This is a genomic window from Bacillus sp. FJAT-50079 (genome assembly GCF_018343515.1).
GTDB lineage: Bacteria > Bacillota > Bacilli > Bacillales > Bacillaceae_C > Lederbergia.
This window is the reverse complement of record NZ_JAGYPD010000002.1, coordinates 486,779-511,083: the sequence shown is the minus strand read 5'-3', so window position 1 is coordinate 511,083 and position 24,305 is coordinate 486,779. Positions and strand designations below refer to the sequence as shown.

General features: G+C 41.0%; 21 protein-coding genes. 20 read left to right on the top strand and 1 reads right to left on the bottom strand.

Annotated features, from left to right (window positions below; all coding sequences use genetic code 11):
• Window positions 1–67 precede the first annotated feature (67 nt).
• The 14 genes from KHA95_RS06425 to KHA95_RS22890 all read left to right on the top strand — a co-directional run bounded on the left by KHA95_RS06425 (window position 68) and on the right by KHA95_RS22890 (window position 14,326).
• Window positions 68–580, top strand: a complete 513-nt coding sequence (locus KHA95_RS06425) for an HAD-IIIA family hydrolase (RefSeq protein WP_213136654.1) — start codon at window positions 68–70, stop codon at window positions 578–580.
• A 285-nt stretch (window positions 581–865) separates the two neighbouring features.
• Window positions 866–1,336: a signal peptidase II gene (gene lspA / locus KHA95_RS06420; RefSeq protein ID WP_213136653.1), complete on the top strand. Its 471-nt coding sequence runs from the start codon at window positions 866–868 to the stop codon at window positions 1,334–1,336.
• Window positions 1,329–2,240, top strand: coding sequence for an RluA family pseudouridine synthase (locus KHA95_RS06415; protein WP_213136652.1), 912 nt, complete (start codon window positions 1,329–1,331; stop codon window positions 2,238–2,240). The genes lspA and KHA95_RS06415 overlap by 8 nt, the downstream gene beginning before the upstream one ends.
• Window positions 2,241–2,417: 177 nt before the next feature.
• The gene (gene pyrR, locus KHA95_RS06410; RefSeq protein WP_213136651.1) at window positions 2,418–2,957 is read left to right on the top strand and encodes a bifunctional pyr operon transcriptional regulator/uracil phosphoribosyltransferase PyrR; all 540 of its coding nucleotides are present in this window, start codon (window positions 2,418–2,420) and stop codon (window positions 2,955–2,957) included.
• Window positions 2,958–3,156: 199 nt separating this feature from the next.
• Window positions 3,157–4,041 (top strand): aspartate carbamoyltransferase catalytic subunit, encoded by an 885-nt coding sequence (locus KHA95_RS06405; RefSeq protein WP_213136650.1) that lies wholly within the window; start codon window positions 3,157–3,159, stop codon window positions 4,039–4,041.
• A 12-nt stretch (window positions 4,042–4,053) separates the two neighbouring features.
• Window positions 4,054–5,331: a dihydroorotase gene (locus KHA95_RS06400; RefSeq protein ID WP_213136649.1), complete on the top strand. Its 1,278-nt coding sequence runs from the start codon at window positions 4,054–4,056 to the stop codon at window positions 5,329–5,331.
• Window positions 5,328–6,419, top strand: coding sequence for a carbamoyl phosphate synthase small subunit (locus tag KHA95_RS06395; protein ID WP_213136648.1), 1,092 nt, complete (start codon window positions 5,328–5,330; stop codon window positions 6,417–6,419). Before KHA95_RS06400 ends, KHA95_RS06395 begins: the two co-directional genes overlap by 4 nt.
• Complete coding sequence (carB, locus tag KHA95_RS06390) at window positions 6,412–9,615, top strand: carbamoyl-phosphate synthase large subunit (protein WP_213136647.1); 3,204 nt, start codon at window positions 6,412–6,414, stop codon at window positions 9,613–9,615. The genes KHA95_RS06395 and carB overlap by 8 nt, the downstream gene beginning before the upstream one ends.
• Entirely contained in the window at window positions 9,612–10,388 is a 777-nt protein-coding gene (locus tag KHA95_RS06385) for a dihydroorotate dehydrogenase electron transfer subunit (RefSeq protein WP_213136646.1), read from the top strand. Before carB ends, KHA95_RS06385 begins: the two co-directional genes overlap by 4 nt.
• Window positions 10,389–11,300 carry a dihydroorotate dehydrogenase gene (locus tag KHA95_RS06380; protein WP_213136645.1) on the top strand — a complete coding sequence of 304 codons (912 nt, stop codon included), beginning with the start codon at window positions 10,389–10,391 and terminating at the stop codon, window positions 11,298–11,300.
• A gap of 1 nt (window position 11,301) precedes the next feature.
• Window positions 11,302–12,015 carry an orotidine-5'-phosphate decarboxylase gene (pyrF, locus tag KHA95_RS06375; RefSeq protein ID WP_213136644.1) on the top strand — a complete coding sequence of 238 codons (714 nt, stop codon included), beginning with the start codon at window positions 11,302–11,304 and terminating at the stop codon, window positions 12,013–12,015.
• Entirely contained in the window at window positions 12,012–12,644 is a 633-nt protein-coding gene (gene pyrE, locus KHA95_RS06370; RefSeq protein WP_213136643.1) for an orotate phosphoribosyltransferase, read from the top strand. Before pyrF ends, pyrE begins: the two co-directional genes overlap by 4 nt.
• Before the next feature lie 275 nt (window positions 12,645–12,919).
• Window positions 12,920–13,879 (top strand): D-2-hydroxyacid dehydrogenase, encoded by a 960-nt coding sequence (locus tag KHA95_RS06365; RefSeq protein ID WP_213136642.1) that lies wholly within the window; start codon window positions 12,920–12,922, stop codon window positions 13,877–13,879.
• Between the two features lie 318 nt (window positions 13,880–14,197).
• Window positions 14,198–14,326, top strand: a complete 129-nt coding sequence (locus KHA95_RS22890; RefSeq protein WP_249316614.1) for a DUF6440 family protein — start codon at window positions 14,198–14,200, stop codon at window positions 14,324–14,326.
• 272 nt (window positions 14,327–14,598) lie between these two features.
• Here KHA95_RS22890 and KHA95_RS06360 read toward each other — a convergent pair whose 3' ends face one another.
• Window positions 14,599–16,314 carry an Rqc2 family fibronectin-binding protein gene (locus KHA95_RS06360; RefSeq protein WP_213136641.1) on the bottom strand — a complete coding sequence of 572 codons (1,716 nt, stop codon included), beginning with the start codon at window positions 16,312–16,314 and terminating at the stop codon, window positions 14,599–14,601.
• Window positions 16,315–16,702: 388 nt separating this feature from the next.
• Here KHA95_RS06360 and KHA95_RS06355 point away from each other — a divergent pair, with 388 nt between their 5' ends.
• The 6 genes from KHA95_RS06355 to priA all read left to right on the top strand — a co-directional run bounded on the left by KHA95_RS06355 (window position 16,703) and on the right by priA (window position 24,290).
• Complete coding sequence (locus KHA95_RS06355; protein WP_213136640.1) at window positions 16,703–19,351, top strand: calcium-translocating P-type ATPase, SERCA-type; 2,649 nt, start codon at window positions 16,703–16,705, stop codon at window positions 19,349–19,351.
• 144 nt (window positions 19,352–19,495) lie between these two features.
• Entirely contained in the window at window positions 19,496–19,756 is a 261-nt protein-coding gene (remA, locus tag KHA95_RS06350) for an extracellular matrix/biofilm regulator RemA (protein WP_213136639.1), read from the top strand.
• A gap of 12 nt (window positions 19,757–19,768) precedes the next feature.
• Entirely contained in the window at window positions 19,769–20,383 is a 615-nt protein-coding gene (gene gmk / locus KHA95_RS06345; protein ID WP_213136638.1) for a guanylate kinase, read from the top strand.
• A gap of 1 nt (window position 20,384) precedes the next feature.
• The gene (gene rpoZ / locus KHA95_RS06340; protein WP_213136637.1) at window positions 20,385–20,591 is read left to right on the top strand and encodes a DNA-directed RNA polymerase subunit omega; all 207 of its coding nucleotides are present in this window, start codon (window positions 20,385–20,387) and stop codon (window positions 20,589–20,591) included.
• Window positions 20,592–20,679: 88 nt separating this feature from the next.
• Complete coding sequence (gene coaBC, locus KHA95_RS06335) at window positions 20,680–21,888, top strand: bifunctional phosphopantothenoylcysteine decarboxylase/phosphopantothenate--cysteine ligase CoaBC (protein ID WP_213136636.1); 1,209 nt, start codon at window positions 20,680–20,682, stop codon at window positions 21,886–21,888.
• On the top strand, window positions 21,885–24,290 hold the full coding sequence (priA, locus tag KHA95_RS06330) for a primosomal protein N' (protein WP_213136635.1): 2,406 nt from the start codon (window positions 21,885–21,887) through the stop codon (window positions 24,288–24,290). Before coaBC ends, priA begins: the two co-directional genes overlap by 4 nt.
• Window positions 24,291–24,305: the final 15 nt, after the last annotated feature.

Below are 24,305 nucleotides of genomic sequence, written 5' to 3'. Positions count from 1 at the left end.
AGGGTTTTATGCCTTTTTAGCATATTGTGAAGAATTGTTGTAGTTCAAGTAACAAGGAGGTGTGTTTATGAAAGTGGCATTTTTTGATAGAGACGGAACAATAATAGATGATTATCCGGACCATGAGTGGATGAAGATTAGACAGCCAGTATTTATTGATGGTGCAATCCAAACATTAAATGAAGTACAACAGAAAGGTTATAAAATTATTATTATAACTAATCAATACATAATAAATGAAGGGCATATCACAATTGGGCAATACCATGATATAAACAATCAAATGCTTGATGAACTTAAGCGTTATGATATTGAGATTTATGATATTTATTATTGCCCTCACGCAAAAATAGAAGAGTGCTCCTGTATTAAACCGAGAACTGGAATGATAAAAAATGCTCTAATAAATCATCCAGAAATAAATTTATCCGAATCTTTTATAATTGGAGATTCAATAGTTGATATTGAGTTGGCGATAAAAATGAATATGAAAGGGTTTGGTATCGGAGTTGGTTCTGAGTACCGGAACACTAAAATTAAACAAATAAAAACGATTAAGGATTTAACAAGTTACATTTAGAACTACTATCACCTATATAACTCTGTTGTTGAAAGGATGCTTTTGTTCGGAAAAAATCCTTGAAGAAAACCTAGATTTTAAACACCCCAATTGTTTCCCGCCTTTTAGCAGATGACGTTGATTGATGCGAAGTGCCAGAAGCGGAGATCAACAGTGTTCTAAAGTGGGACTTTTTCATAAGCTTGCGTTTGAAAGAGGAGTTTTTCTTATCAATCACTATGTTATTACAATCGGTTATGCTAAAATTCTATTGGAGTTATTTTCTTTTCATATGGAGGGGAGCAAGTGCGGTATTATATCATTGCTTTATTTATTATTATTTTAGACCAGATAACGAAGTGGATCATTGTTAAAAATATGGAGCTTGGTGAAAGCATTAAGGTTATTAAAAACTTTTTTTACATTACATCTCACCGAAATCGCGGAGCTGCATGGGGCATTTTGCAAGATCAAATGTGGTTGTTTTATATTATTACACTGATTGTTTGTGTTGCGATCGTGTATTATCTTGAAAAGCATGCAAAAGGTAAACCGCTTTTCCAATTAGGGTTAGCATTTATTTTAGGGGGAGCGATCGGCAACTTTATTGACCGTCTATTTAGAAAAGAAGTCGTAGATTTTCTCGATACATATATTTTTAAGTATGATTTCCCGATCTTTAATATTGCAGATTCTGCATTGACAATTGGTGTGGTGATTATGTTCATCCAAATGTTTATAGAAAGTCGCGAGGAAAAGAGGAAATTACATGGATAAAGTGGAACATCGTACGATTGAGACAGAAGTGATGGAACGCCTTGACAAGGTAATCACTAGCTTAAATACAGATTGGTCTAGATCACAGGTGCAGCAGTGGATCAAAGAGGGGCATGTTTCTGTCAATGGAAAAATAGAAAAAGCTAATTATAAATGTGCTTTGGATGAGGTCATTATCATTCGAATTCCCGCTCCTGAGTTATTAGATGTAGAACCAGAGCAAATGGATCTCGATATTTATTTCGAAGATTCCGATGTAATTGTTGTGAATAAACCAAAAGGGATGGTCGTTCATCCGGCACCAGGACATTCAACGGGCACACTCGTGAATGGATTAATGGCGCATTGCAACGATTTATCAGGCATAAACGGTGTGTTGCGTCCGGGGATCGTTCATCGGATCGATAAAGATACATCAGGCTTATTAATGGTTGCGAAAAATGATCAAGCACATGAAAAACTGGTCAATCAACTCGTCGAAAAATCGGTCACCCGGAAATATTACGCCCTCGTGCACGGCGTGATTCCTCATGATCATGGCACGATCGATGCACCAATTGGCAGGGATAAAGATGATCGGCAAAGCATGACGGTCGTAGATAATGGCAAGCATGCTGTCACGCATTTTAGCGTATTGGAACGTTTTGATCAATACAGTTTCGTTGAATGTACACTTGAAACGGGAAGAACGCATCAAATTCGTGTGCATATGAAATACATCGGCTATCCATTAGCTGGTGATCCAAAATATGGTCCGCGAAAAACATTACAAGCGTCTGGACAAGTGTTACATGCTGGAGTTCTCGGCTTTATTCATCCGAGATTGAACGAGTATATGGAATTTTCCGCGCCGATTCCGGCGTATTTTGAAGAGTTTTTACACCAATTAAGAAATAATGATTGACAGATGTCGAATTTAAGCCTATATTGGTATTAGTTAAATACGCACCTTTAATTTAGTCCCGTGAGGCTATGAAGGATACGGTGATGACATGCTGAACATGTCTTTTTAGGATACGTATACCCTCTTGCCTTTCGGTAAAGAGGGTTTTTTATTTATCGTTTTTAAGAGGTGAAAAGAATGCAGCCAAAAACGACTGTACTAGATGAAAAAGCAATTCAACGGGCATTAACTCGTATTGCTCATGAAATTATTGAACGGAATAAAGGAATTGAGAACTGTGTGCTCGTTGGCATTAAAACGAGAGGAATTTATATCGCAGACCGCTTAGCAAAGCGAATTGAAAAAATCGAAGGTCAAGAAATTCCGGTCGGTGAAATTGATATCACCTTGTACCGTGACGATCTGTCGATTAAAACGAAAACGGCTGAACCAGAAGTAAGAGGTTCACAAATACCAGTGGATATTACAAATAAAAAAGTCATTCTTGTCGATGATGTATTGTATACGGGAAGAACGGTTAGAGCAGGAATGGACGCTCTCGTTGATCTTGGCCGCCCATCATTGATTCAACTAGCTGTGTTAGTTGATCGAGGGCATAGAGAACTTCCTATCAGAGCAGATTTCATTGGGAAAAACATCCCAACCTCAAGCGAGGAACGGGTAGTTGTTGAATTAATTGAATCCGATGAAAATGATCAAGTAAGTATTTTAAAATAAACATGCTTGAAAACTAAATAAGTCCCTTTTAAAAACAGTCCTGTGAGGCTGGCAAAGGGAGGCAGCTTGTGGAGGTAGTTTGTTGCTACTTCTATATACGTGTACCCTCTTTGTCTATAAACAGGCAAAGGGGGTTTTTTTATCCAGCAAGAACGACTATTAATTGCCTTATGACAAAAGATAAAGGAGCTGCTTATAAATGGAACATTTAGTGTCAATGACAGAATTATCCACCGCCGAAATAACGACAATTTTAGATGAGACTGAAATCTTTGCAAACGGTGAGATGTGGAAACCAGATGAAAAGATCTTCGCTGCAAATTTATTTTTTGAGCCGAGCACAAGAACGAAAACGAGCTTCGAAATTGCAGAAAGAAAGCTGGGCTTGGATATTATCCCATTTGAAACAACGTCATCGAGCTTATTAAAAGGTGAAACTTTTTACGACACAATGAAAACTCTTGAGTCAATTGGGGTAAATATTGCTGTCATCCGACATAAGCAGGAAGCATATTACAAAGAGCTGGTTGATCGTGTCAATGTAAAAATGATCAATGGCGGAGATGGCTGTGGACAACACCCAACTCAATCATTATTAGACCTTTTTACAATCAGACAGGAATTTGGCGGTTTTGCTGGTTTAAAAGTAGCAATTATCGGGGATTTGAGCCATAGCAGGGTAGCTAAATCAAATAAGGATGCATTGACAGCACTTGGAGCTGAAGTGCTTTTATCTGGACCGCCTGAATGGTTTATCGATCAGCCTACACAAGCAGAAAAATATTATGAGATGGACGAAATTGTTGAAATAGCGGATGTCATCATGCTTTTAAGAATTCAACATGAGCGGCATATGAGCTTAACGGCAATAACAGCAGAGCAATATCATGAGCAATACGGATTGACGGTTGAACGTGAAAAAAGAATGAAAAAATCGAGCATCATTATGCATCCAGCACCAGTTAATCGAAATGTAGAAATCGCTGATAGTCTTGTTGAATGTGAGCGATCACGAATTTTTAAGCAAATGGAAAATGGTGTATATACGAGAATGGCTGTGCTAAAAAAATTAATTCAACAATAGGGGGAAGGACAAATGAACTGGTTGATTAAAAATGCGGCAAAAATTGGGGTAGCAGAAACTGTTGATGTAAGGATTCACAACGGAACAATCGTTGAAATCGGTGAGGAGCTTAAAAATAACGGAGAACAATTATTTGATGCAACTGGCTTAACGATTGCACCAGGATTTGTCGATTTACATATTCATTTAAGAGAACCCGGCGGTGAGAAGAAGGAAACGATTGAAACGGGAACGATGGCCGCTGCCAAAGGCGGCTTCACAACGGTTGCAGCGATGCCAAACACGCGTCCAGTTCCTGACAATGCCGAGCAAATGAAGTGGCTTGTTGACCAACTGAAGGAAAGAGGTGTCGTGAACGTTTTACCGTACGCTTCGATTACAACACGTCAGCTTGGCGAGGAACTCGTTGACTTTGCCGGATTAAAAGCAGCTGGGGCATTTGCTTTCACTGATGATGGAGTCGGGGTTCAAGAAGCGGGCACAATGTATGAAGCGATGAAAAAGGCGGCTGAATTGGATATGGCGATCGTTGCCCATTGTGAAGATAATTCCTTGATTTACGGCGGAGCGGTCCATGAAGGGGATTTTTCTAAAAAAGCGGCAATCCCAGGAATTCCATCGATTTGTGAATCGGTGCATATTGCTAGAGATGTATTGTTAGCAGAGGCTGCCAATTGTCATTATCATGTTTGCCATATTAGTACGAAGGAATCTGTTCGGGTCGTTCGTGATGCGAAACGGGCGGGCATCCGTGTCACGGCTGAAGTGTCACCACATCATCTCCTTTTATGTGATGAAGATATACCAGGGGCAGATCCGAATTTTAAAATGAACCCACCATTACGCGGACGAGATGATCTTGATGCTTTGATTGAAGGCTTGCTCGACGGAACGATCGATTTTATCGCAACCGACCATGCGCCACATACGGAGGAGGAAAAGGCACAAGGAATGAAGCTTGCCCCATTCGGGATAGTTGGGTTAGAAACAGCCTTTCCGCTTTTATATACGCATTTTGTTGAAAAAGATGTATGTACGCTCGAACAGCTTATCGATTGGTTGACGGTAAAACCTGCTGAAACATTTAGCCTAGAATCTGGAACATTGGAAATAGGCAAGCGTGCCGATATTACATTGCTTGATTTACAGAAGGAAAAGGAAATCGACCCTACGACTTTTGCTTCAAAAGGAAAAAATACTCCATTTACTCAATGGGAATGTAAGGGATGGCCAGCAGCCACATTTGTAGACGGAAAATTAGCATGGGCGGAAGGGACGAAATATCAATGAAACGTAAACTTATATTGTCTGACGGAACGGTTTTAATTGGCGATGCATTTGGTGGGGAAGGTGAAGCGATCGGTGAAGTAATTTTTAATACATGTATGACGGGGTATCAAGAAGCCATTTCAGACCCTACTAATTACGGTCAATTAATTACATTCAGCTATCCATTGATCGGAAATTACGGCATCAATCGTGATGATTTTGAAAGCATTCAGCCGGTCATCAAAGGGGTGATCGTCAAGGAGGCGGCAGAATTTCCATCTAACTGGAGAAATAACATGACGATCGGTGAATTTTTAAAGCTGAAAAACATTCCTGGCATTGCAGGCATCGATACGCGCATGCTCACGAGACATATCCGAGAAAATGGTGTGTTAAAAGGGGCAATATGCAGTATCGCTGAAAATGATGAAGTCGTGTTAACACGGTTAAAAGCTGTGTCATTTCCAGCTGATCAAGTGAAACAAGTGGCAGCAACGAAGCCATATCCGGTACCGGGCCGCGGGAAAAATGTTGTCGTCGTCGACTTTGGGCTCAAGCATGGAATTTTACGAGAGTTAACGGAGCGTGGCAGCGATGTAACAGTCGTTCCGTACAATACACCGGCGAAAGACATTCTTGCATTAAGCCCTGATGGTGTTCTTTTATCGAATGGTCCGGGTAATCCTCGTGATGTAGAAGAAACAACTGAAATGATTCGAGTCATTCAAGAAAAGATTCCACTTTTCGCCATCGGTCTTGGTCATCAATTATTTGCAATCACAAATGGATGTAAAACGACTAAAATGGCGGCTGGGCACCGTGGATCAAGTTATCCGGTTAAAGACTTAAAAACAGGTAAAATCATCTTTACTTCACAAAACCACGGCTATGAAGTAGAGGCACATTCAGTTGATCATGACGTGCTTTCGGTTACGTACCAATCATTAAATGGTGATTCGATCGAAGGTCTAGCACATCAGTCACTTCCGGCTTTTTCTGTACAATTCCATCCAGAAGCCGCACCAGGTTCAGAAGACGGGAAAATTGTTTTTGATCAGTTTATGACGATGATGAAAGAGCATAAAGGAAAGGTGGAGCAACATGGCTAAACGAACAGATATCGAGAGTATTTTAGTAATTGGATCAGGACCGATTGTGATTGGTCAAGCAGCTGAATTTGATTATGCTGGTACGCAAGCATGTCTTGCATTAAAAGAAGAGGGATACAGAGTGATTTTAGTGAATTCCAATCCAGCAACAATTATGACGGATACGGAAATCGCCGATGCGGTCTATATTGAACCTTTAACGCTCGAATTTGTAAGTCGAATTATTCGCAAAGAAAAGCCGGATGCGATTTTACCAACACTCGGTGGACAAACAGGCTTAAATATGGCAATGGAATTAGCGAATGCAGGTGTGCTCGAAGAATGCGGTGTTGAAGTATTGGGCACGAAGCTTTCAGCGATTGAACAAGCGGAAGATCGTGATCAATTCCGCGAGCTTATGAATCAACTAGGTGAGCCTGTGCCTGAGAGTGAGATTGTCCATACGTTGGAAGAAGCGCTCGCTTTTACAGAAGTCGTTGGCTTTCCAGTCATTGTCCGTCCAGCCTATACATTAGGCGGAACAGGCGGGGGAATTTGTGAAGACATCGAAGAGCTTACTGAAATTGTTAGCAGTGGCTTGAAAAATAGCCCTGTCAGTCAATGTTTGCTTGAGAAGAGTATTGCCGGCTTCAAAGAGATCGAATATGAAGTGATGCGTGATTCAAACGATAATGCGATCGTCGTTTGTCATATGGAAAACATTGATCCAGTTGGTGTACATACGGGCGACTCCGTCGTCGTTGCGCCATGCCAAACACTTGCAGATAGAGAGATTCAAATGCTGCGTAACACATCTTTAAAATTAATTCGTGCACTTGGCATTGAAGGCGGCTGTAATGTTCAGCTCGCACTTGATCCTGAAAGCTTTCAATATTATATCATCGAAGTGAACCCACGGGTGAGCCGTTCATCCGCCTTAGCATCAAAAGCAACTGGCTTCCCGATTGCCAAGCTTGCTGCTAAAATCGCAGTCGGCTATTCATTAGATGAAATCATGAACCCTGTCACAGGTCAAACGTTCGCATGCTTTGAACCAGTAATCGATTATGTTGTAACGAAAATTCCAAGATGGCCGTTTGATAAGTTTGAATCAGCAAATCGCTTGCTCGGTACACAGATGAAGGCTACGGGAGAAGTGATGGCGATTGGACGAACGTTAGAAGAATCATTGTTAAAAGCGATACGCTCGCTTGAAAATGATGTGTTCCATTTAGAACTTGAAGGAAAAGGTCCATTTGAAAAATCTTTGTTGCAAAAAGAAATAAGCAAACCAACGGATGAAAGACTTTTTTATGTAGGTGAAGCGTTAAGACAAGGAATAACGATTGAGGAAATTCACGAGTGGAGTCAGATCAACCTTTTCTTCCTTTATAAAATGGAAAGAATTATCAAGCTTGAAAAGGAATTAAGTGCAGCGCCGTATGAGCAAGAGTTAGCTAAGAAGGCAAAGGAATTCGGTTTCTCTGATAAAACAATCGCTAAATTATGGGGCGTCGATGAAAAGGAAGTATACGATTGGAGAAAAACGATCGGACTCCTTCCAGTCTATAAAAAAGTAGATACATGTGCAGGTGAATTCGATTCACATACACCATATTTCTACGGAACATATGAAATGGAAAATGAATCGGTTCAAACAGATAAAAAAAGCGTTGTCGTCTTAGGCTCCGGCCCGATTCGAATTGGACAAGGGATCGAGTTTGATTATGCAACTGTTCATAGTGTTTGGGCGATTCAAGAAGCGGGTTATGAAGCGATCATCATTAATAATAATCCAGAAACGGTTTCAACCGATTTTAGCATCTCGGATAAACTTTATTTTGAACCACTGACAATCGAAGATGTCATGCATATTATTGATTTGGAACAGCCAGAAGGCGTTGTCGTTCAATTCGGCGGTCAAACCGCGATTAATTTAGCAGCAGATTTAAGCGCGCGCGGAGTAAAAATTCTTGGGACAACGCTTGAAAGTCTTGACCGAGCGGAAAACCGTGATAAATTCGAACAAGCTTTATCTACTTTGAACATTCCACAACCAGAAGGAAAAACCGCCTTCTCCGTTGAAGGTGCGGTAGAAATTGCGAATACGATCGGCTATCCTGTTCTCGTTCGTCCATCCTATGTACTAGGTGGCAGAGCGATGGAAATTGTTTATGAAGAAAAAGAACTTCTTCACTATATGGAAAACGCAGTAAAAATTAATCCGGAGCATCCGGTTTTAGTCGACCGTTATTTAACGGGAAAAGAAATTGAAGTTGACGCGATATCGGATGGTGAAAATGTATTAGTACCGGGAATTATGGAGCATATTGAACGCGCAGGCGTCCATTCAGGTGACTCGATCGCGGTTTATCCTCCGCAAAATATTAGTGAAGAAATGAAAGAAAAGATCGTCGATTATACGATCAGACTTGCAAGAGGATTAGAAATTATTGGCTTGCTTAATATCCAATACGTTATTTCAAATAATGAACTTTATGTGATTGAAGTGAATCCACGTTCAAGTCGGACGGTACCGTTTTTAAGCAAAATCACTGGTATTCCAATGGCCAATGTTGCAACGAAAGTGATTTTAGGTGAAACATTGCCTCAACTTGGCTATGAAACGGGCATTGCACCAGAAATAAAGGGAGTGTATGTTAAAGTGCCGGTCTTCTCGTTTGCGAAGCTGAGAAGAGTCGACATTACTCTTGGTCCAGAAATGAAGTCAACTGGTGAAGTAATGGGGAAAGACCATACATTGGAAAAGGCTTTATATAAAGGTCTCGTTGCTTCCGGAATGGAAATAAAAAATTATGGAACAGTGCTCATCACCGTTGCAGATAAAGATAAACACGAAGCGGCACAACTTGCAAAGCGTTTTTCTACGATTGGATATCGTGTGATTGCAACGAGCGGTACGGCGCAAGCTTTATCGGAAGTAGGCTTGAAAGTTGATACAGTCGGTAAAATTGGTGCAGATGGACCTACTTTAATCGATGTTATTCGCCAAGGAAAAGCACAGCTTATCATTAATACATTAACGAAAGGTAAGCAACCAGAGCGTGATGGCTTCAGAATTCGCAGGGAATCAGTTGAAAACGGTGTTCCATGTCTGACATCACTTGATACAGCTGAGGCGATTTTAGGGGTGTTGGAATCGATGGTCTTTTCTGCAGAAGCAATGAACGATCATGAAAAGGCGGTAACATTATGATTCGGCAAGAAGAGGTAACCATTGTTTCCCAGCAAGAACTAGCACAAGACATCTATGAACTAACATTAGAAGGTAAGCTCGTTCAGGAAATGAATGTGCCGGGGCAATTTGTTCATATCCGGACGAATCAAGGGCTAGATCCGCTTTTAAGAAGACCGATTAGCATTGCTTCGATCGACAAGGAAAAAAACCGTTTTACAATCATTTATCGCGCTGAAGGAAAAGGAACGAAACTGCTTGCGACGGGAATAGAAGGACAACTCGTCGATGTGCTCGGTCCATTAGGAAATGGATTTCCGCTTAAAGAGGCAAAGCAACAAGAGACAGCACTGCTCGTTGGTGGGGGAATTGGCGTCCCCCCGCTCTATGAGCTTGCAAAACAATTGAATGCAAACGGCGTACAAACGATTCATGTGCTAGGATTTGAATCAGTTGAAAAAGCATTTTATATGGAAAAATTCTCGGAATTAGGGGCTACTTTTGTTGCAACCGTAGACGGGACATTAGGGACAAAAGGATTTGTCACACATGTGATCGATGAGCAACAACTGGAGTTTGACCTACTATTTTCATGCGGACCAACTCCAATGCTGAAAGCATTAGAGCAGCGTTACCCTTCTAAAAAGGGGTTTTTATCACTTGAACAGCGAATGGGCTGCGGAATTGGAGCTTGCTTCGCCTGTGTTTGTCATGTGCACGATGGGGAACAAACAGACTATGTCAAAGTATGTAGTGACGGTCCGGTTTTCCCAATTGGAAAGGTGGTGTTGTAAATGGATCGTCTACACGTTGAATTACCAGGATTATCATTGAAAAATCCGGTAATGCCTGCCTCAGGCTGTTTTGGATTCGGAAAAGAATTTAGTCAGCTTTATGATTTAAATGTGCTTGGAGCGATTATGATTAAGGCGACGACATTGGAAGCACGTTTCGGAAATCCAACACCAAGGGTTGCTGAGACAGCCGCAGGGATGTTGAATGCGATTGGTTTACAAAACCCAGGCTTAGAGGGGGTACTTGCAAATGAGCTCCCTTGGTTGGAACAATTTGACGTTCCGATTATTGCAAATGTTGCTGGTTCCGAAACAGAAGATTACGTCGAAGTTGCCAAGCAAATTTCCCGTGCTCCGAACGTAAAAGCATTGGAGTTAAATATTTCTTGCCCGAATGTGAAAACAGGTGGGATTGCTTTTGGGACGATTCCTGAGGTCGCTGCCGAGCTCACGAAACGAGTAAAGGACGTTTCAAACGTGCCGGTTTACGTAAAATTATCCCCAAATGTAGCCGATATTGTTGGCATGGCTCAGGCAATTGAAGCGGCTGGCGCCGACGGTTTAACGATGATTAATACATTGATCGGAATGCGGATTGATACGAAAAACGCTAAACCGATTTTAGCGAATCGAAGTGGCGGTCTATCTGGACCAGCAATAAAGCCAGTCGCCATTCGAATGATTTATGAGGTCAGTCAACGTGTCAACATTCCGATTATCGGGATGGGTGGGATCGAATCTGCCGACGATGTTATTGAATATTTTTATGCAGGAGCAAGTGCTGTGGCGATCGGTACTTTAAATTTTACCGATCCATTTATTTGCCCGCGATTAATCGAGGAATTGCCTATCAAGCTCGATGAATTGAATGTATCGCATATTTCGGAGTTGACGGGAAGGAGCTGGAAATAAGGTGGAGCAAAGACCGATTATTGCGCTCGATTTTCCAAACAAAGAAAAAACCGATCAATTTTTACAACATTATAAAGGAGAAAGGCTGTTTGTAAAAGTTGGAATGGAGCTTTATTATCGCGAAGGACCTGCATTGCTTACAGCATTAAAGGAGCAAGGTCATCGCATCTTTCTCGATTTGAAATTACATGATATTCCGAATACCGTATATAGCGCAATGAAAGTAATTGCGGGCTTAGGGGTAGATATCGTTAATGTCCATGCGGCTGGCGGACGAAAAATGATGGAGATGGGATTAAAAGGGCTTGAAGAAGGAACGGGAAATGGACAAACGAGGCCGCAATTAATCGCAGTGACCCAATTGACAAGTACGAGTGAGGAACAGATGCAAAAAGAGCAACTGATTGAACGACCGTTAAAGGACTCTGTTCTTCATTATGCAACACTCGCCTATGAAGCAGGATTGGATGGGGTCGTTTGTTCTGCACTAGAGGCGAAGGAAATTCGCGATACAACTAGCAATCAATTTTTACGAGTAACACCGGGAATTCGCATGCAAGGGGACACCGTCCATGATCAGAAGCGAATTGTTACACCGAGTGAAGCGCGAAAAATTGGATCTTCTCTTATCGTCATCGGCCGTTCAATAACAGGGGCGGAAGATCCATATGCAGCATACAAGAAAGCTAAATTAGAATGGGAGTTGGAAAAATGAGCGAAACTCAAACAAAAATTGCTGAGCAATTATTAGACATCGAAGCTGTTTTTTTACGCCCGAATGATCCATTTACATGGTCTTCAGGGATCAAATCTCCAATTTATTGTGATAACCGTTTGACGCTATCCTATCCAAATGTGCGAAAAGAAATTGCCGCAGGATTGGCACAAATGATAGAAAAAACATTCCCTGAGGCGGAAGTGATTGCGGGAACAGCAACAGCTGGAATCCCACATGCCGCTTGGGTGAGTGATCTACTTGAACTTCCAATGTGTTATGTTCGTTCATCAGCGAAAAGCCATGGGAAAGGTAATCAAATTGAAGGGAAAATTGTCAGCGGTCAAAAAATTGTCGTCGTCGAAGATCTCATTTCAACAGGTGGGAGTGCGATCACAGCGGCCGAAGCTCTCCGGGCGGCTGGCTGTGATGTACTTGGGATCGTTTCTATTTTCTCTTATGAGCTGGAGAAAGGAAAAGAGCGGTTAGAAAATGCTAACTTAAAAGCTTATTCATTAACTGGTTATTCAAGTTTGATTCAAACCGCTTTACATAAAGGCTTGATTGAAGAAAAAGACGAAGCTGAGCTCGAAAACTGGCGGCAAGATCCGGAATCGTGGATGAAATGAAACGGTATGGCTTCCTAATTTTTCGGATTGTCTGAAGCGATGGGTGAAATTCCATATGATGTTGCACAGGACAGGGAATATAGGCTAGCGGATGTTACTAGCTAAAAGAACGGACCGGGCATGATTTTCGCCCGGCTTTTCTGCATGGTTTAAAAAAGACACAATCATAAGGCCTAAAGTTTTCTTGAAAATACAATCGGTGGACTTCTAGTGCTAAATTGTATACTTTAGAATGGACAGCAGAAAAGCGTAATACATATAGGGGGGGAGAAGAAATGTTAAACATCGTTGTATTAGATGGGTATACATTAAATCCGGGAGATTTAGATTGGGCGGGATTAGAAAAATTGGGGAAAGTAACGATTTATGATCGGACGCACGCAGATGAGATCGTACCGAGATCTATTGATGCGCAAATTGTATTGACGAATAAAACACCCATGACTAGCGAGACTTTAGCACAATTGCCAAAACTACAATATATTGGTGTGCTTGCTACTGGTTATAATATCGTGGATACAGAGGCAGCGAAAAATCAGGGAATTGCTGTTGCAAATGTTCCAACATATAGTACGCATTCAGTCGCTCAATTTGTATTTGCTCTACTAATGGAACTATGCCACCGTGTACAGCGCCATAGTGATGCTGTATTTGAAGGGGAATGGACTCGGAGTGTCGATTTTTCTTTTACTCGTGCTCCACTAATCGAGCTTGCTAATAAAACAATCGGTTTAATTGGATTAGGGAGAATTGGTCGTCAAACAGCGCAAATTGCCCAAGCATTTGGAATGCATGTATTGGCGGTTGGGAGTGGTCGCCGTACTCCACCAGAAATAGCTGGGGTTGAGTGGGTAGAGCTTAATGAACTGCTAGAAAGATCTGATGTTGTAAGTCTGCACTGTCCAATGACGCCTTCAACAGAAAGAATGCTGAATGCTGAACGAATAGCCCTTATGAAGCCATCCGCGATTTTAATTAACACGTCTAGAGGGCAGCTTATTGAAGATCAAGCATTGGCGGATGCATTGAATGAAGGGACGATTGCTGGAGCCGCATTAGATGTTTTATCTACGGAGCCACCAACTCCAGACAATCCGCTTCTATCTGCACGTAATTGCGTCATCACTCCACATATTGCATGGGCAACAAAAGAAGCCCGCGGACGTTTGATGGAAATTGCAGTGAAAAATGTGCAATGCTTTATAAATGGGAAAGCTGAAAATATTGTTAATTAAGTAGAATGTGAACCTCGCAGCTATTCAGATGATTTTAGCTGGGAGGTTTTCTATTTTTTATAGATCTTCTCGAATAAGAAAGCCTATTTCTTCAGAGTTTGCTATCAGTAAAGGGATGTTTGGCTTTTTGAAATTTTCAACCCCGGTGACTGGATTTAGAATATGTGGCGCCGTATAGTAAAAATATAAACGGAAGGGGGAAACAAAAATGATTGTCACTCCTTCGTTAGAAACCCTTACTTGAACCGATAATATTCGTGGGGAAAATCCGATTACTTGTATTGAAAACACGGAATGAACAGAAGAGGAGTGGATGGTATGAGTGAAAAACGGTTTGAAATCATCTATACGCAGGGAAAACTGGAACTCTTTAGAATTATCCGTGACAATGTAACAGGGGTCCTGTATATGCAAAATCATACAGGTGCAGGAGGAGGACTACAGTAATGGTCGATCAAGAAGGAAATCCCTTAATTGATGAGGCGTTTAAAAAATAAATGAATTGTTGAAATGTAAAAACTCATGCTTAAAAAATGTATACGATTCTGAAAGAGAAATCCCAAGTGAAAATTAAAAAACGGTCTTTCAAAAGTGATTTTGAAAGACCGTTTTTTAGGTAATAGAGTTAGGTCTACCATAATGTTTCTTAAAGGGTACTTAATTAGATCAGAAGGAAGCATCTAATAGACAGTAATCACTTCTTTTTTTCTTTCAGCTGATTATTTCTGCATCTTCATTGACATAACCAAATCTTCATCAGGTGTAACATAAATCGTTTGTTGGTTATCGTAAATGACGAAACCAGGTTTGGAACCATTTGGCTTTTTTACATGCCTAATTTTCGTATAATCGACCGGGACAGCGGATGAATTTTTCGCTTTACTAAAATAGGCGGCAAGATTTGCGGCTGCAAGCAGTGTTTCTTCTGAAGGCTCTTTACTTCGGATCACGACATGTGAGCCTGGGATATCTTTCGAATGCAACCATATCTCATCGCGATGTGCCAATTTACTCGTCAAATAATCGTTTTGTTTATTGTTTTTTCCGACGAGAATTTCCGTTTGATCAGCAGACATATACGATTCAATGATTGGCTTGCTGTTCGGGTTTTTCCTTTTCCCTTTCTTTTGTCGCAAGCGCATATATCCACCTTCTGCTAATTCTTCACGAATCTCTTCAATATCCTTTGGAGAGGCTGAAGCGATTTGCTGTAAGAGCCCATCGAAATAATTGATTTCCTCTCTCGTCTTATCCATTTGCTCTTTAACGAAAATAACTGCATTTTTTGCTTTTTGGTATTTTGAAAAATAGCTTTGGGCATTTTCCGCAGGGTTCTTTCGTGGATCAAGCTTGATGGCAACTTGCTCTCCGGCTTCATCATAATAATTAGTAACTGAAATTACTTCCATCCCTTTTTTTACAGCATGCATATTTGCTGTCAGCAGCTCACCAAGCAGCTGATATTCATGGGCATTTTCCGCTTTCAACAACGTCTTTTCCAATTTTTTCAGCTTTAATTCATTTTTATCTTTTTCATTTTTCATGAATCGTTCAAGATCGGCTGCTTGCTGCTTTACTCTGTCGCGGCTCGCTTTGCCAAAATAGAAGCGATCAAGCATTTCGCTTAATGATGTGAAATGCTGATATTCTCCGTCAAGGTGAGTAAGCGGAATAATATAAAAAAATTCTTTATTTGAAACGGTTGTCATCGTTGGTTTATAGTCATGGTTACGTAAAGTTTCCATTAAATTTGAAAATGCGGTTGGCACAGTTTCTCGATTAGTAAGTCCAGCGTGAAAAAGAATTTCTTTTGCAAGAAGCGGTGACATTCCTGCAAAACGAGCGACCAATTGTTTATCTAATTTCCCAGCATTAAAATCAAGTGACCTTAGTACATCTTCATTTGTTGCGCTAAGCGGGTTAATTTTTTCAAGTGGCGGCGGTGAAACATAGGAAGATCCTGGCAATACAGTACGATAACGATTAATCGCTGCTGATACATGCTTAATACTATCGATGATTACGTTTTTCTCTTTGTCAACGAGAATAATATTGCTATGTCTTCCCATAATTTCTACGATTAGCTGTTTATACGTAATATCGCCTAATTCATCTCTGCCCTTTACATCAAAAATAATCATTCGTTCCATATTAGGCTGGTGGATTTCCTCAATCATCGCTCCTTCTAAATGCTTCCGAAGCAACATACAAAACATCGGTGGTTCATTCGGATTTTCCATTTCTTCCTTTGTTAACTGAACCCTTGCATAGGAGGGATGTGCAGAAATAAGCAACTTCACATTTTTTCGATTAGCCCGTATCGAAAGGATCAATTCATTTTTAAAAGGCTGATAAATTCTCCCAATTTTTCCTCCTAATACGGTTTTCTCTAATTCCTTCGTCATCGCGCGTGTAAAAAATCCATCAAATGACATATTGAACATCCTTTGCTTCTTTTATGTGAGTGTTCAAAAAGGAGGATAAAAAGGACCAAGAAGTTCGAGGTGGCGCCGCTTTGAGCATCGGAGCGTATGCTTTTTAATACGTTAGCAAACGTTCTTGCACGCAGGAAAAGTGATTTTCTTTTCCAAGGAGCGGGCTTGTGCAGGATGTATTGACTTCCGTGTTGCCCACAGGATGTGGGCAACACGGAAGTTTCCCTTTCGCCGTCGAAAAAATTCGATGTGTCATTTTTACCGGTCTTTTTGAACATCATCTTTATGTATTGTTGAAAATTATATCATGAATCGGACAAACACTGAATATGATTCCTATTATAAGGGACAAGTTTGGTCGTATATCATTAAAGAGGGTGAAGCCTGAATGAAGTTCCATGAAATGAAGCGGGATGAAATTGAACAAGCACTCCATACAAGTGTACAAACAGGTCTATCTAGCAAAGTCGTTGAACATAGGCGGAAAAAGTATAGCTGGAATGAGCTAACAGAAGGAGAGAAGCAATCGGCCATCCTTTTATTTTTTAATCAGTTTAAGGATTTTATGGTGCTTGTGTTGCTTGGCGCAACATTAATATCGGGCTTATTAGGGGAATATATCGATGCGATTGCGATCATGGCGATTGTATTAATAAATGGAGTTCTCGGTTTTTTTCAAGAACGAAAAGCTGAAAAATCCCTTCAAGCGCTTAAAAATTTATCCGCACCACAAGTGTTATTATTGCGTGATGGCAAATGGGAGAAAGTGAATTCACGTAATGTTGTGCCCGGTGATGTTATTAAGTTTTCGAGTGGGGATATGATTGGTGCCGATGTAAGGATTGTGATTGCTAATAATTTGGAAATTGAAGAGTCTGCTTTAACGGGCGAATCGATCCCGACAACTAAAACAGCGGAATCGATTGAAGATTCTCAGCCGACGCTTGGTGATTTGCATAACATGGCCTTTATGGGGACGATGGTCACACGCGGAAATGGGATAGGGATTGTTACAGCCACAGGAATGAAAACGGCAATGGGGAAAATTGCCGATATGATTCAATCAGTTGAAGCGCTCGTTACACCGTTGCAACGACGTCTGGAACAGCTTGGGAAAATACTCATTACCGTTGCCTTATTATTAACATTGCTCGTCGTCGTCGCTGGTATTGTTCACGGCCACGATGCGTATACGATGTTCCTTGCAGGTGTTTCTTTAGCGGTTGCTGCCATTCCAGAAGGTCTTCCAGCAATCGTCACTGTCGCTTTATCACTTGGTGTACAGCGCATGATCAGAAAAAATGCGATTGTCCGTAAATTGCCTGCCGTTGAAACATTAGGATGTGCATCAGTCATTTGTTCGGATAAAACCGGTACGATGACCCAAAACAAAATGACGGTCACGCATATGTGGAGTGGCGGTAAAACGTGGGAAATTGACGGAGATCCAACAGAAGAGCAAGATGATTGGAATGTGAATGAAGTGCAACAATTGCTTACTTTTGGTGTTCTTTGCAATCATTCCAACTTAGTAATACGTGATAACGAACCAGTAGTTGATGGAGATCCAACAGAAGGTGCATTGCTAATGGCAGCGTATCAAGCAGGCATTCACCAAGAAGGGTTACGAGCCCAATATACGATTGAAAAGGAATTCCCATTTGATTCTACTCGAAAAATGATGAGTGTAATCGTGAGGGATCATCAAGGCAAGCGATTCGTCGTTACAAAAGGGGCGCCAGACGTTTTAATCGGAAAAAGTGAATCGATATTATGGAAGGGCAAACAATGTTTATTGGATACCAATTATGCAAAAGAGGTGAACAAAGCCGTAAATGAACTTGCTGGTGCGGCCTTAAGGACGATTGCGATCGCCTATAAGCCGATTCAATCTTCCTTTCATCCTTCAAAGGAGGAGGAGGTTGAAAAAGGGCTGACATTTATCGGTCTCCAAGGGATGATCGATCCCCCTCGTCCAGAAGTGAAAGCGGCTGTCGCTGAATGTAAGGAAGCTGGAATCAAAACAATTATGATTACAGGTGATCACGCGGCGACCGCATGTGCAATTGCTAAACAGCTTGGTATTTTACAACCAAACGATGAAGCAATGGACGGAAAACAATTGAACGAATTATCTGTGGAAGAGTTGGAAGATGTTGTTGAACGAATTTCCGTATTTGCCCGCGTCACACCGGAACATAAATTGAAAATCGTGACTGCTTTACAAAACCGGGGGCATATCGTCGCAATGACAGGTGACGGAATTAATGACGCACCAGCGATTAAGGCGGCAGATATTGGTATTGCAATGGGAATAACAGGAACTGATGTCGCCAAAGAAGCGTCTTCTCTCATTTTACTTGATGATAATTTTGCAACGATTAAAGCGGCGATTAAAGAGGGGCGCAATATTTATGAAAATATTCGAAAGTTTATCCGATATTTACTCGCCTCAAACGTAGGTGAAATTCTCGTCATGCTTTTTGCCATGCTCATGTCTTTACCGCTTCCGCTCGTCCCGATTCAAATTCTTTGGGTCAATTTAGTGACGGATGGATTGCCGGCAATGGCATTAGGTCTTGATCAACCAGAGGAAAATGTGATGAAGCGAAAACCGCGTCACCCGAAAGAAAGTGTGTTTGCGAGAAATTTAGGTTGGAAGATTGTATCTCGTGGCTTTTTAATCGGGCTCGCCACACTAATTGCATTTATTTTCATCTATCATCGCAATCCAAATGATTTAGCCTATGCACAAACAATTGCCTTTGCGACACTTGTGTTGGCCCAACTCATTCACGTGTTCGATTGCCGAAGTGAAGTATCAATTTTTTCTAGAAATCCTTTTGGAAATAAATATTTAGTGTTAGCGGTTATTTCATCGATCGCATTATTAATTGCCGTCATTTATATTCCGGTACTTCAGCCAATTTTCCATACGAGTCCGGTCGCTTTACATGATTGGCTCCTCATCTGTGGAATGAGTGCATTACCAACTTTTTTACTAGCAGGTTCGTTTTTTATAAGAAAAAAACAATAAATTATGTTATAATTTCAAGGTAATAGATGATCATCTATTACCTTTTTTTAATACATATCGTAAATTTGGAAACGTCCTATGTAAATCGATGTTAAAATATGTGGAAAAAGGCTACAATAAACGTTAGTGGACTGGAGGAACAACATGGCTATTCAGCTTTTAAATATTGGTTTTGGAAATATCGTTTCCGCCAATCGGATTATTTCAATTGTCAGTCCAGAGTCGGCGCCAATTAAGCGAATCATTCAAGATGCACGTGATCGTGCCACTTTAATAGATGCTACATATGGAAGAAGAACAAGAGCCGTCATTATTATGGATAGTGAGCATGTGATCCTTTCAGCCGTTCAGCCCGAAACAGTTGCACAGCGGTTAAATGGGAAGGATGACAATGAAGAAGGGTAGGAACGAGTCATTATGAAAGAAAAAGGTTTATTAATTGTACTTTCCGGACCTTCCGGAGTAGGTAAAGGGACGGTGAGAAAAGCCGTTTTTTCTCGGCCAGACGCAAAGTTCGAATACTCGATTTCGATGACGACGAGACAGCCTCGTGAAGGCGAAGTGGATGGTGTTGATTATTTTTTTAAAAGCCGTGAGGAGTTTGAGCAGTTAATATCAGAAGGTATGCTTCTTGAATATGCGCAATATGTAGGTAATTATTACGGCACACCTGTCAATTATGTAAAAGAGACATTGAATAGAGGGAAAGATGTTTTTCTAGAAATTGAAGTTCAAGGTGCAAAACAAGTGCGCGAGAAGTTTCCAGACGGACTATTTATTTTCCTTATGCCGCCGAGCTTAGATGAGCTAGAAAGCAGAATCGTCGGGCGCGGTACCGAATCGGTTGAACTCATTCATAACCGCATGGATGCGGCGAGAAAAGAAATTGAGCTCATGAGCTTATACGATTATATTGTGGAAAATGATAATGTGGAGCATGCGGTTGATCGAATTAACGCGATTGTCCAAGCAGAACATTGCCGCAGTGAACGAGTGGCAGAAAAATATATTCGGATGTTGGAGGTTAAATAATATGTTATACCCATCAATTGATAAATTATTAAATGTGATTGATTCGAAATACTCACTTGTAACGATTGCAGCAAGAAGAGCGCGTCAGTTTCAAGAAGATGAAGATCCAAAAATGGAAAAATACTTATCACATAAATATGTTGGCAAATCGCTTGAAGAAATTTATAACGGTGTAATAAAAATTAAAAAGACAGACGATGAAGATTGATTGGGAGGCGACCTACGTAAATAGGTTGCCTTTTCTTTTAATTGGCGGGCATAATAATACTAATGAATTGTAAAGATGAGGGATGAAGATGGGAAAAGCGAAAAACATACTTTTATGTGTCACCGGTGGTGTCGCTGTTTATAAAGCGGTTGCTTTGACGAGCAAGCTCGTTCAAGCAGGTTTTCAAGTGAAAGTGATGATGAGTGATTCAGCAACAAAATTCGTCACACCACTTAGCTTTCAAGCTTTGTCACGGAATGAAGTTTATACGGATACATTTGATGAGAAAGATCCATCAGTGATCGCCCATATTGATTTAGCGGACTGGGCAGATTTGATTCTCGTTGCCCCTGCTACTGCTAACACAATTGGCAAATTAGCAAACGGAATTGCGGATGATATGATTACGACGACATTGCTAGCAACGACCGCTCCTGTATGGGTGGCTCCAGCAATGAATGTCCATATGTATGATCATCCGGCGGTTAAGAAAAACATTGCTACACTCTATGAGTATGGCTGTCGGTTCATCGAACCAGGTGAAGGCTATTTAGCGTGTGGCTATGTCGGAAAAGGCAGGTTGGAAGAGCCAGAAATCATCGTTGAGACTGTTCAAGCCTTTTTCGCACAAGACAAACCATTGCGCGGGAGAACGGTATTAGTTACAGCGGGACCGACGAAGGAAAAAATCGATCCTGTTCGCTATTTGACGAATCGCTCGACGGGGAAAATGGGCTATGCACTAGCAGAAACAGCAGCCTCAATGGGAGCAAACGTTATTTTAATATCTGGTGCCGGTCATCTACCTGTCCCTGCAAATGTAAGGTTAGTAAAGGTAGAGAGTGCTGCGGATATGTACGAGGCGGTAATGGCTCATTTTCAAGAGGCTAATATCGTCATTAAAACGGCCGCAGTCGCCGATTACCGCCCGAAGCTCGTTTCAAATGAGAAAATCAAAAAGCAAAAGGGAAATTTAGTGATTGAACTAGAAAGAACGAAAGATATTTTGCAAGAATTAGGCCAGCTAAAAGATCAGCAATTTCTCGTTGGCTTTGCGGCTGAAACAAATGACCTTGCCACGTATGCCCGCGATAAACTAAAACGAAAAAATGCCGACATGATCGTTGCCAATGATGTGACAGCGAAAGGAGCCGGCTTTGCAGGTGATACGAATATCGTTACGATTTTTCATAAAGACGATACGATAAAGGAGCTTCCGCTTTTAAGCAAACATGAAACAGCAAAAGAAATATTAATGGAAGTTGTGAGGAAGCTTGGAGCTGATCAGCAAATATGAACATTGCAACGGTTATTGTCGACGTTCCTGCCCTAGGTACGGATCGTGAATTTGATTATCACATTCCGCATAAATGGCTTGGAATGATTGAGCCGGGGATGCGGGTCGCTGTACCATTTGGGCCACGTACGATCCAAGGCTTTGTGACAGGGCTAAAAGATCAATCAGAGTTTAAGCAGCTCAAAGAATTGAAAGAGCCGCTCGATTTAACACCTGTTTTAAATAAAGAATTACTAGAGCTTGGACATTGGCTAGCGGCTGAAACATTATCATTTAAAATATCTTCCTTTCATGCGATGCTTCCGGCGGCAATGAAGGCGAAATATGAAAAAAAATTTCTCCGAATCGATACGAAGGATCATCCATTTCTTAATCAGCTATTTCAAGATCGCATGGAGGTTTCGTGGAAGGAAGCGGAAGAACGAGATCTATTACGAACGTTTCATGAAGAAATAAAAACAGGAAACGTCGAGCTCATTTATGAAGTAAAAAATAGAACGAATAAGAAAATGGTCCGCATGCTTATTCCGATAATGGATCAAAATGAAATCCGCAGTTTCATAGAATCTCTCGATGGACGGGCAGCGGCACAAAGACGAGTTCTTGATCATATCGTCGATACTCCCTCTTCGAAATACGAGGCAAATGCACTCGAAAAAATGACAAACACTTCGTCAGCAACGGTGAAAGCGTTAATCGAAAAAGGCGTTTTTTCTGAAATCCATGAGGAAGTGTATAGAGATCCGTATGGGCATCGGGATTTTACGGCAACTAAGCCTTTACCATTAACAGAAGAACAGGCAGCTGCGATTCAACCGATTTTTCAAACACTTGCCGAAAACATTCAAAAAACTTTTCTTTTATATGGTGTGACTGGAAGTGGAAAAACCGAAATTTACCTTCAGTCGATACAAGAAGTGTTAAGAAAAGGGCAGGAAGCGATTGTTCTTGTTCCGGAAATCGCGTTAACACCGCAAATGGTTGAACGATTTAAAAGTAGATTTGGCAATGATGTAGCTGTTTTACACAGCGGGCTTTCTAACGGCGAAAAATACGATGAATGGAGAAAAATTCAAAGGAAGGAAGCGAAGGTCGTCGTTGGCGCACGGTCAGCTATTTTTGCTCCCTTTGAAAATATCGGCATTATTATTATTGATGAGGAGCATGAAACAAGCTATAAGCAAGAAGAAGCACCAAGGTATCACGCACGTGACGTAGCCATTCAACGGGCGATGCACCATCGCTGTCCTGTGATTCTTGGCAGTGCGACACCATCACTTGAATCATTTGCCCGTGCTAAAAAAGGGGTTTATGAATTATTAACCTTGTCTAAACGGATGAATAATAAAGGACTGCCACCTGTATCTATTGTTGATATGCGTGAAGAAATGCGCAATGGCAATCGCTCGATGTTTTCGAAACTATTATTCGAAAAAATTGTCAGTAATCTCGAAAAGAAGGAACAAACGATTTTATTTTTAAATCGACGTGGACACTCCTCTTTTATGATGTGCAGGGATTGTGGATTTGTAATGCAATGTCCAAATTGTGATATTTCATTAACATACCATCGCTATTCAAAAGAAATGAAGTGCCATTATTGTGGTTACGATACGAATGTCCCGCAAACATGTCCTGATTGCTCAAGCACGCATATTCGCTATTTTGGGACAGGTACACAGAAGGTTGAGGAAGAATTATTAAAGCTTTTGCCAGAAGTGCGAATCGTCCGGATGGATGTTGATACGACAAGCCGCAAAGGGGCACATGAGAAATTACTAAATCATTTTAAATCCGGACAGGCGGATATTTTACTAGGTACGCAAATGATTGCCAAAGGCTTGGATTTTCCCAACGTCACCCTCGTCGGCATCTTAAGTGCTGATACAATGCTACATTTGCCTGATTTTCGTGCAAGTGAAAAAACATTCCAATTACTTACCCAAGTGAGCGGTCGTGCAGGCAGGCATGAATTATCGGGCGAGGTTGTTATCCAAACGTATACACCAGAACATTACAGTATTCAAACCGCAGGCATGCAGGATTATGATCGATTTTATCAGCAGGAAATGATGATGAGAAAAATCGGTTCTTACCCGCCGTTTTATTACATCACAATGATTACAATTAGCCACGAAAATGTCATGCACGCTTTTTCGGCGACAGAAAAAATTGCAAAATACATTTCATCGTTTATTTCGGAAAGCGCGATTTTATTAGGACCTGTCGCTTCACCGATCGCACGGATTAATAATAGATATCGATATCAATGTTTGATAAAATACAAACATGAACCACAACTAAATCATGCATTAAAAAAAGTAATCGAACATTATCAACAACAATATGTAAAAGAAGGATTAACGATATCGATTGATGTGAATCCTTATATGATGATGTAACCGAAGGAAATGAGT

Bases quoted from the DNA above. Each gene is read 5' to 3' on its own strand.
- KHA95_RS06425 (WP_213136654.1), top strand. From the start codon at position 68: ATGAAAGTGGCATTTTTTGATAGAGACGGAACAATAATAGATGATTAT.
- KHA95_RS06415 (WP_213136652.1), top strand. From the start codon at position 1,329: ATGGATAAAGTGGAACATCGTACGATTGAGACAGAAGTGATGGAACGC.
- pyrR (WP_213136651.1), top strand. From the start codon at position 2,418: ATGCAGCCAAAAACGACTGTACTAGATGAAAAAGCAATTCAACGGGCA.
- KHA95_RS06405 (WP_213136650.1), top strand. From the start codon at position 3,157: ATGGAACATTTAGTGTCAATGACAGAATTATCCACCGCCGAAATAACG.
- KHA95_RS06400 (WP_213136649.1), top strand. From the start codon at position 4,054: ATGAACTGGTTGATTAAAAATGCGGCAAAAATTGGGGTAGCAGAAACT.
- KHA95_RS06395 (WP_213136648.1), top strand. From the start codon at position 5,328: ATGAAACGTAAACTTATATTGTCTGACGGAACGGTTTTAATTGGCGAT.
- carB (WP_213136647.1), top strand. From the start codon at position 6,412: ATGGCTAAACGAACAGATATCGAGAGTATTTTAGTAATTGGATCAGGA.
- KHA95_RS06385 (WP_213136646.1), top strand. From the start codon at position 9,612: ATGATTCGGCAAGAAGAGGTAACCATTGTTTCCCAGCAAGAACTAGCA.
- KHA95_RS06380 (WP_213136645.1), top strand. From the start codon at position 10,389: ATGGATCGTCTACACGTTGAATTACCAGGATTATCATTGAAAAATCCG.
- pyrE (WP_213136643.1), top strand. From the start codon at position 12,012: ATGAGCGAAACTCAAACAAAAATTGCTGAGCAATTATTAGACATCGAA.
- KHA95_RS06365 (WP_213136642.1), top strand. From the start codon at position 12,920: ATGTTAAACATCGTTGTATTAGATGGGTATACATTAAATCCGGGAGAT.
- KHA95_RS22890 (WP_249316614.1), top strand. From the start codon at position 14,198: ATGAGTGAAAAACGGTTTGAAATCATCTATACGCAGGGAAAACTGGAA.
- KHA95_RS06360 (WP_213136641.1), bottom strand. From the start codon at position 16,314: ATGTCATTTGATGGATTTTTTACACGCGCGATGACGAAGGAATTAGAG.
- KHA95_RS06355 (WP_213136640.1), top strand. From the start codon at position 16,703: ATGAAGTTCCATGAAATGAAGCGGGATGAAATTGAACAAGCACTCCAT.
- remA (WP_213136639.1), top strand. From the start codon at position 19,496: ATGGCTATTCAGCTTTTAAATATTGGTTTTGGAAATATCGTTTCCGCC.
- gmk (WP_213136638.1), top strand. From the start codon at position 19,769: ATGAAAGAAAAAGGTTTATTAATTGTACTTTCCGGACCTTCCGGAGTA.
- rpoZ (WP_213136637.1), top strand. From the start codon at position 20,385: ATGTTATACCCATCAATTGATAAATTATTAAATGTGATTGATTCGAAA.
- coaBC (WP_213136636.1), top strand. From the start codon at position 20,680: ATGGGAAAAGCGAAAAACATACTTTTATGTGTCACCGGTGGTGTCGCT.
- priA (WP_213136635.1), top strand. From the start codon at position 21,885: ATGAACATTGCAACGGTTATTGTCGACGTTCCTGCCCTAGGTACGGAT.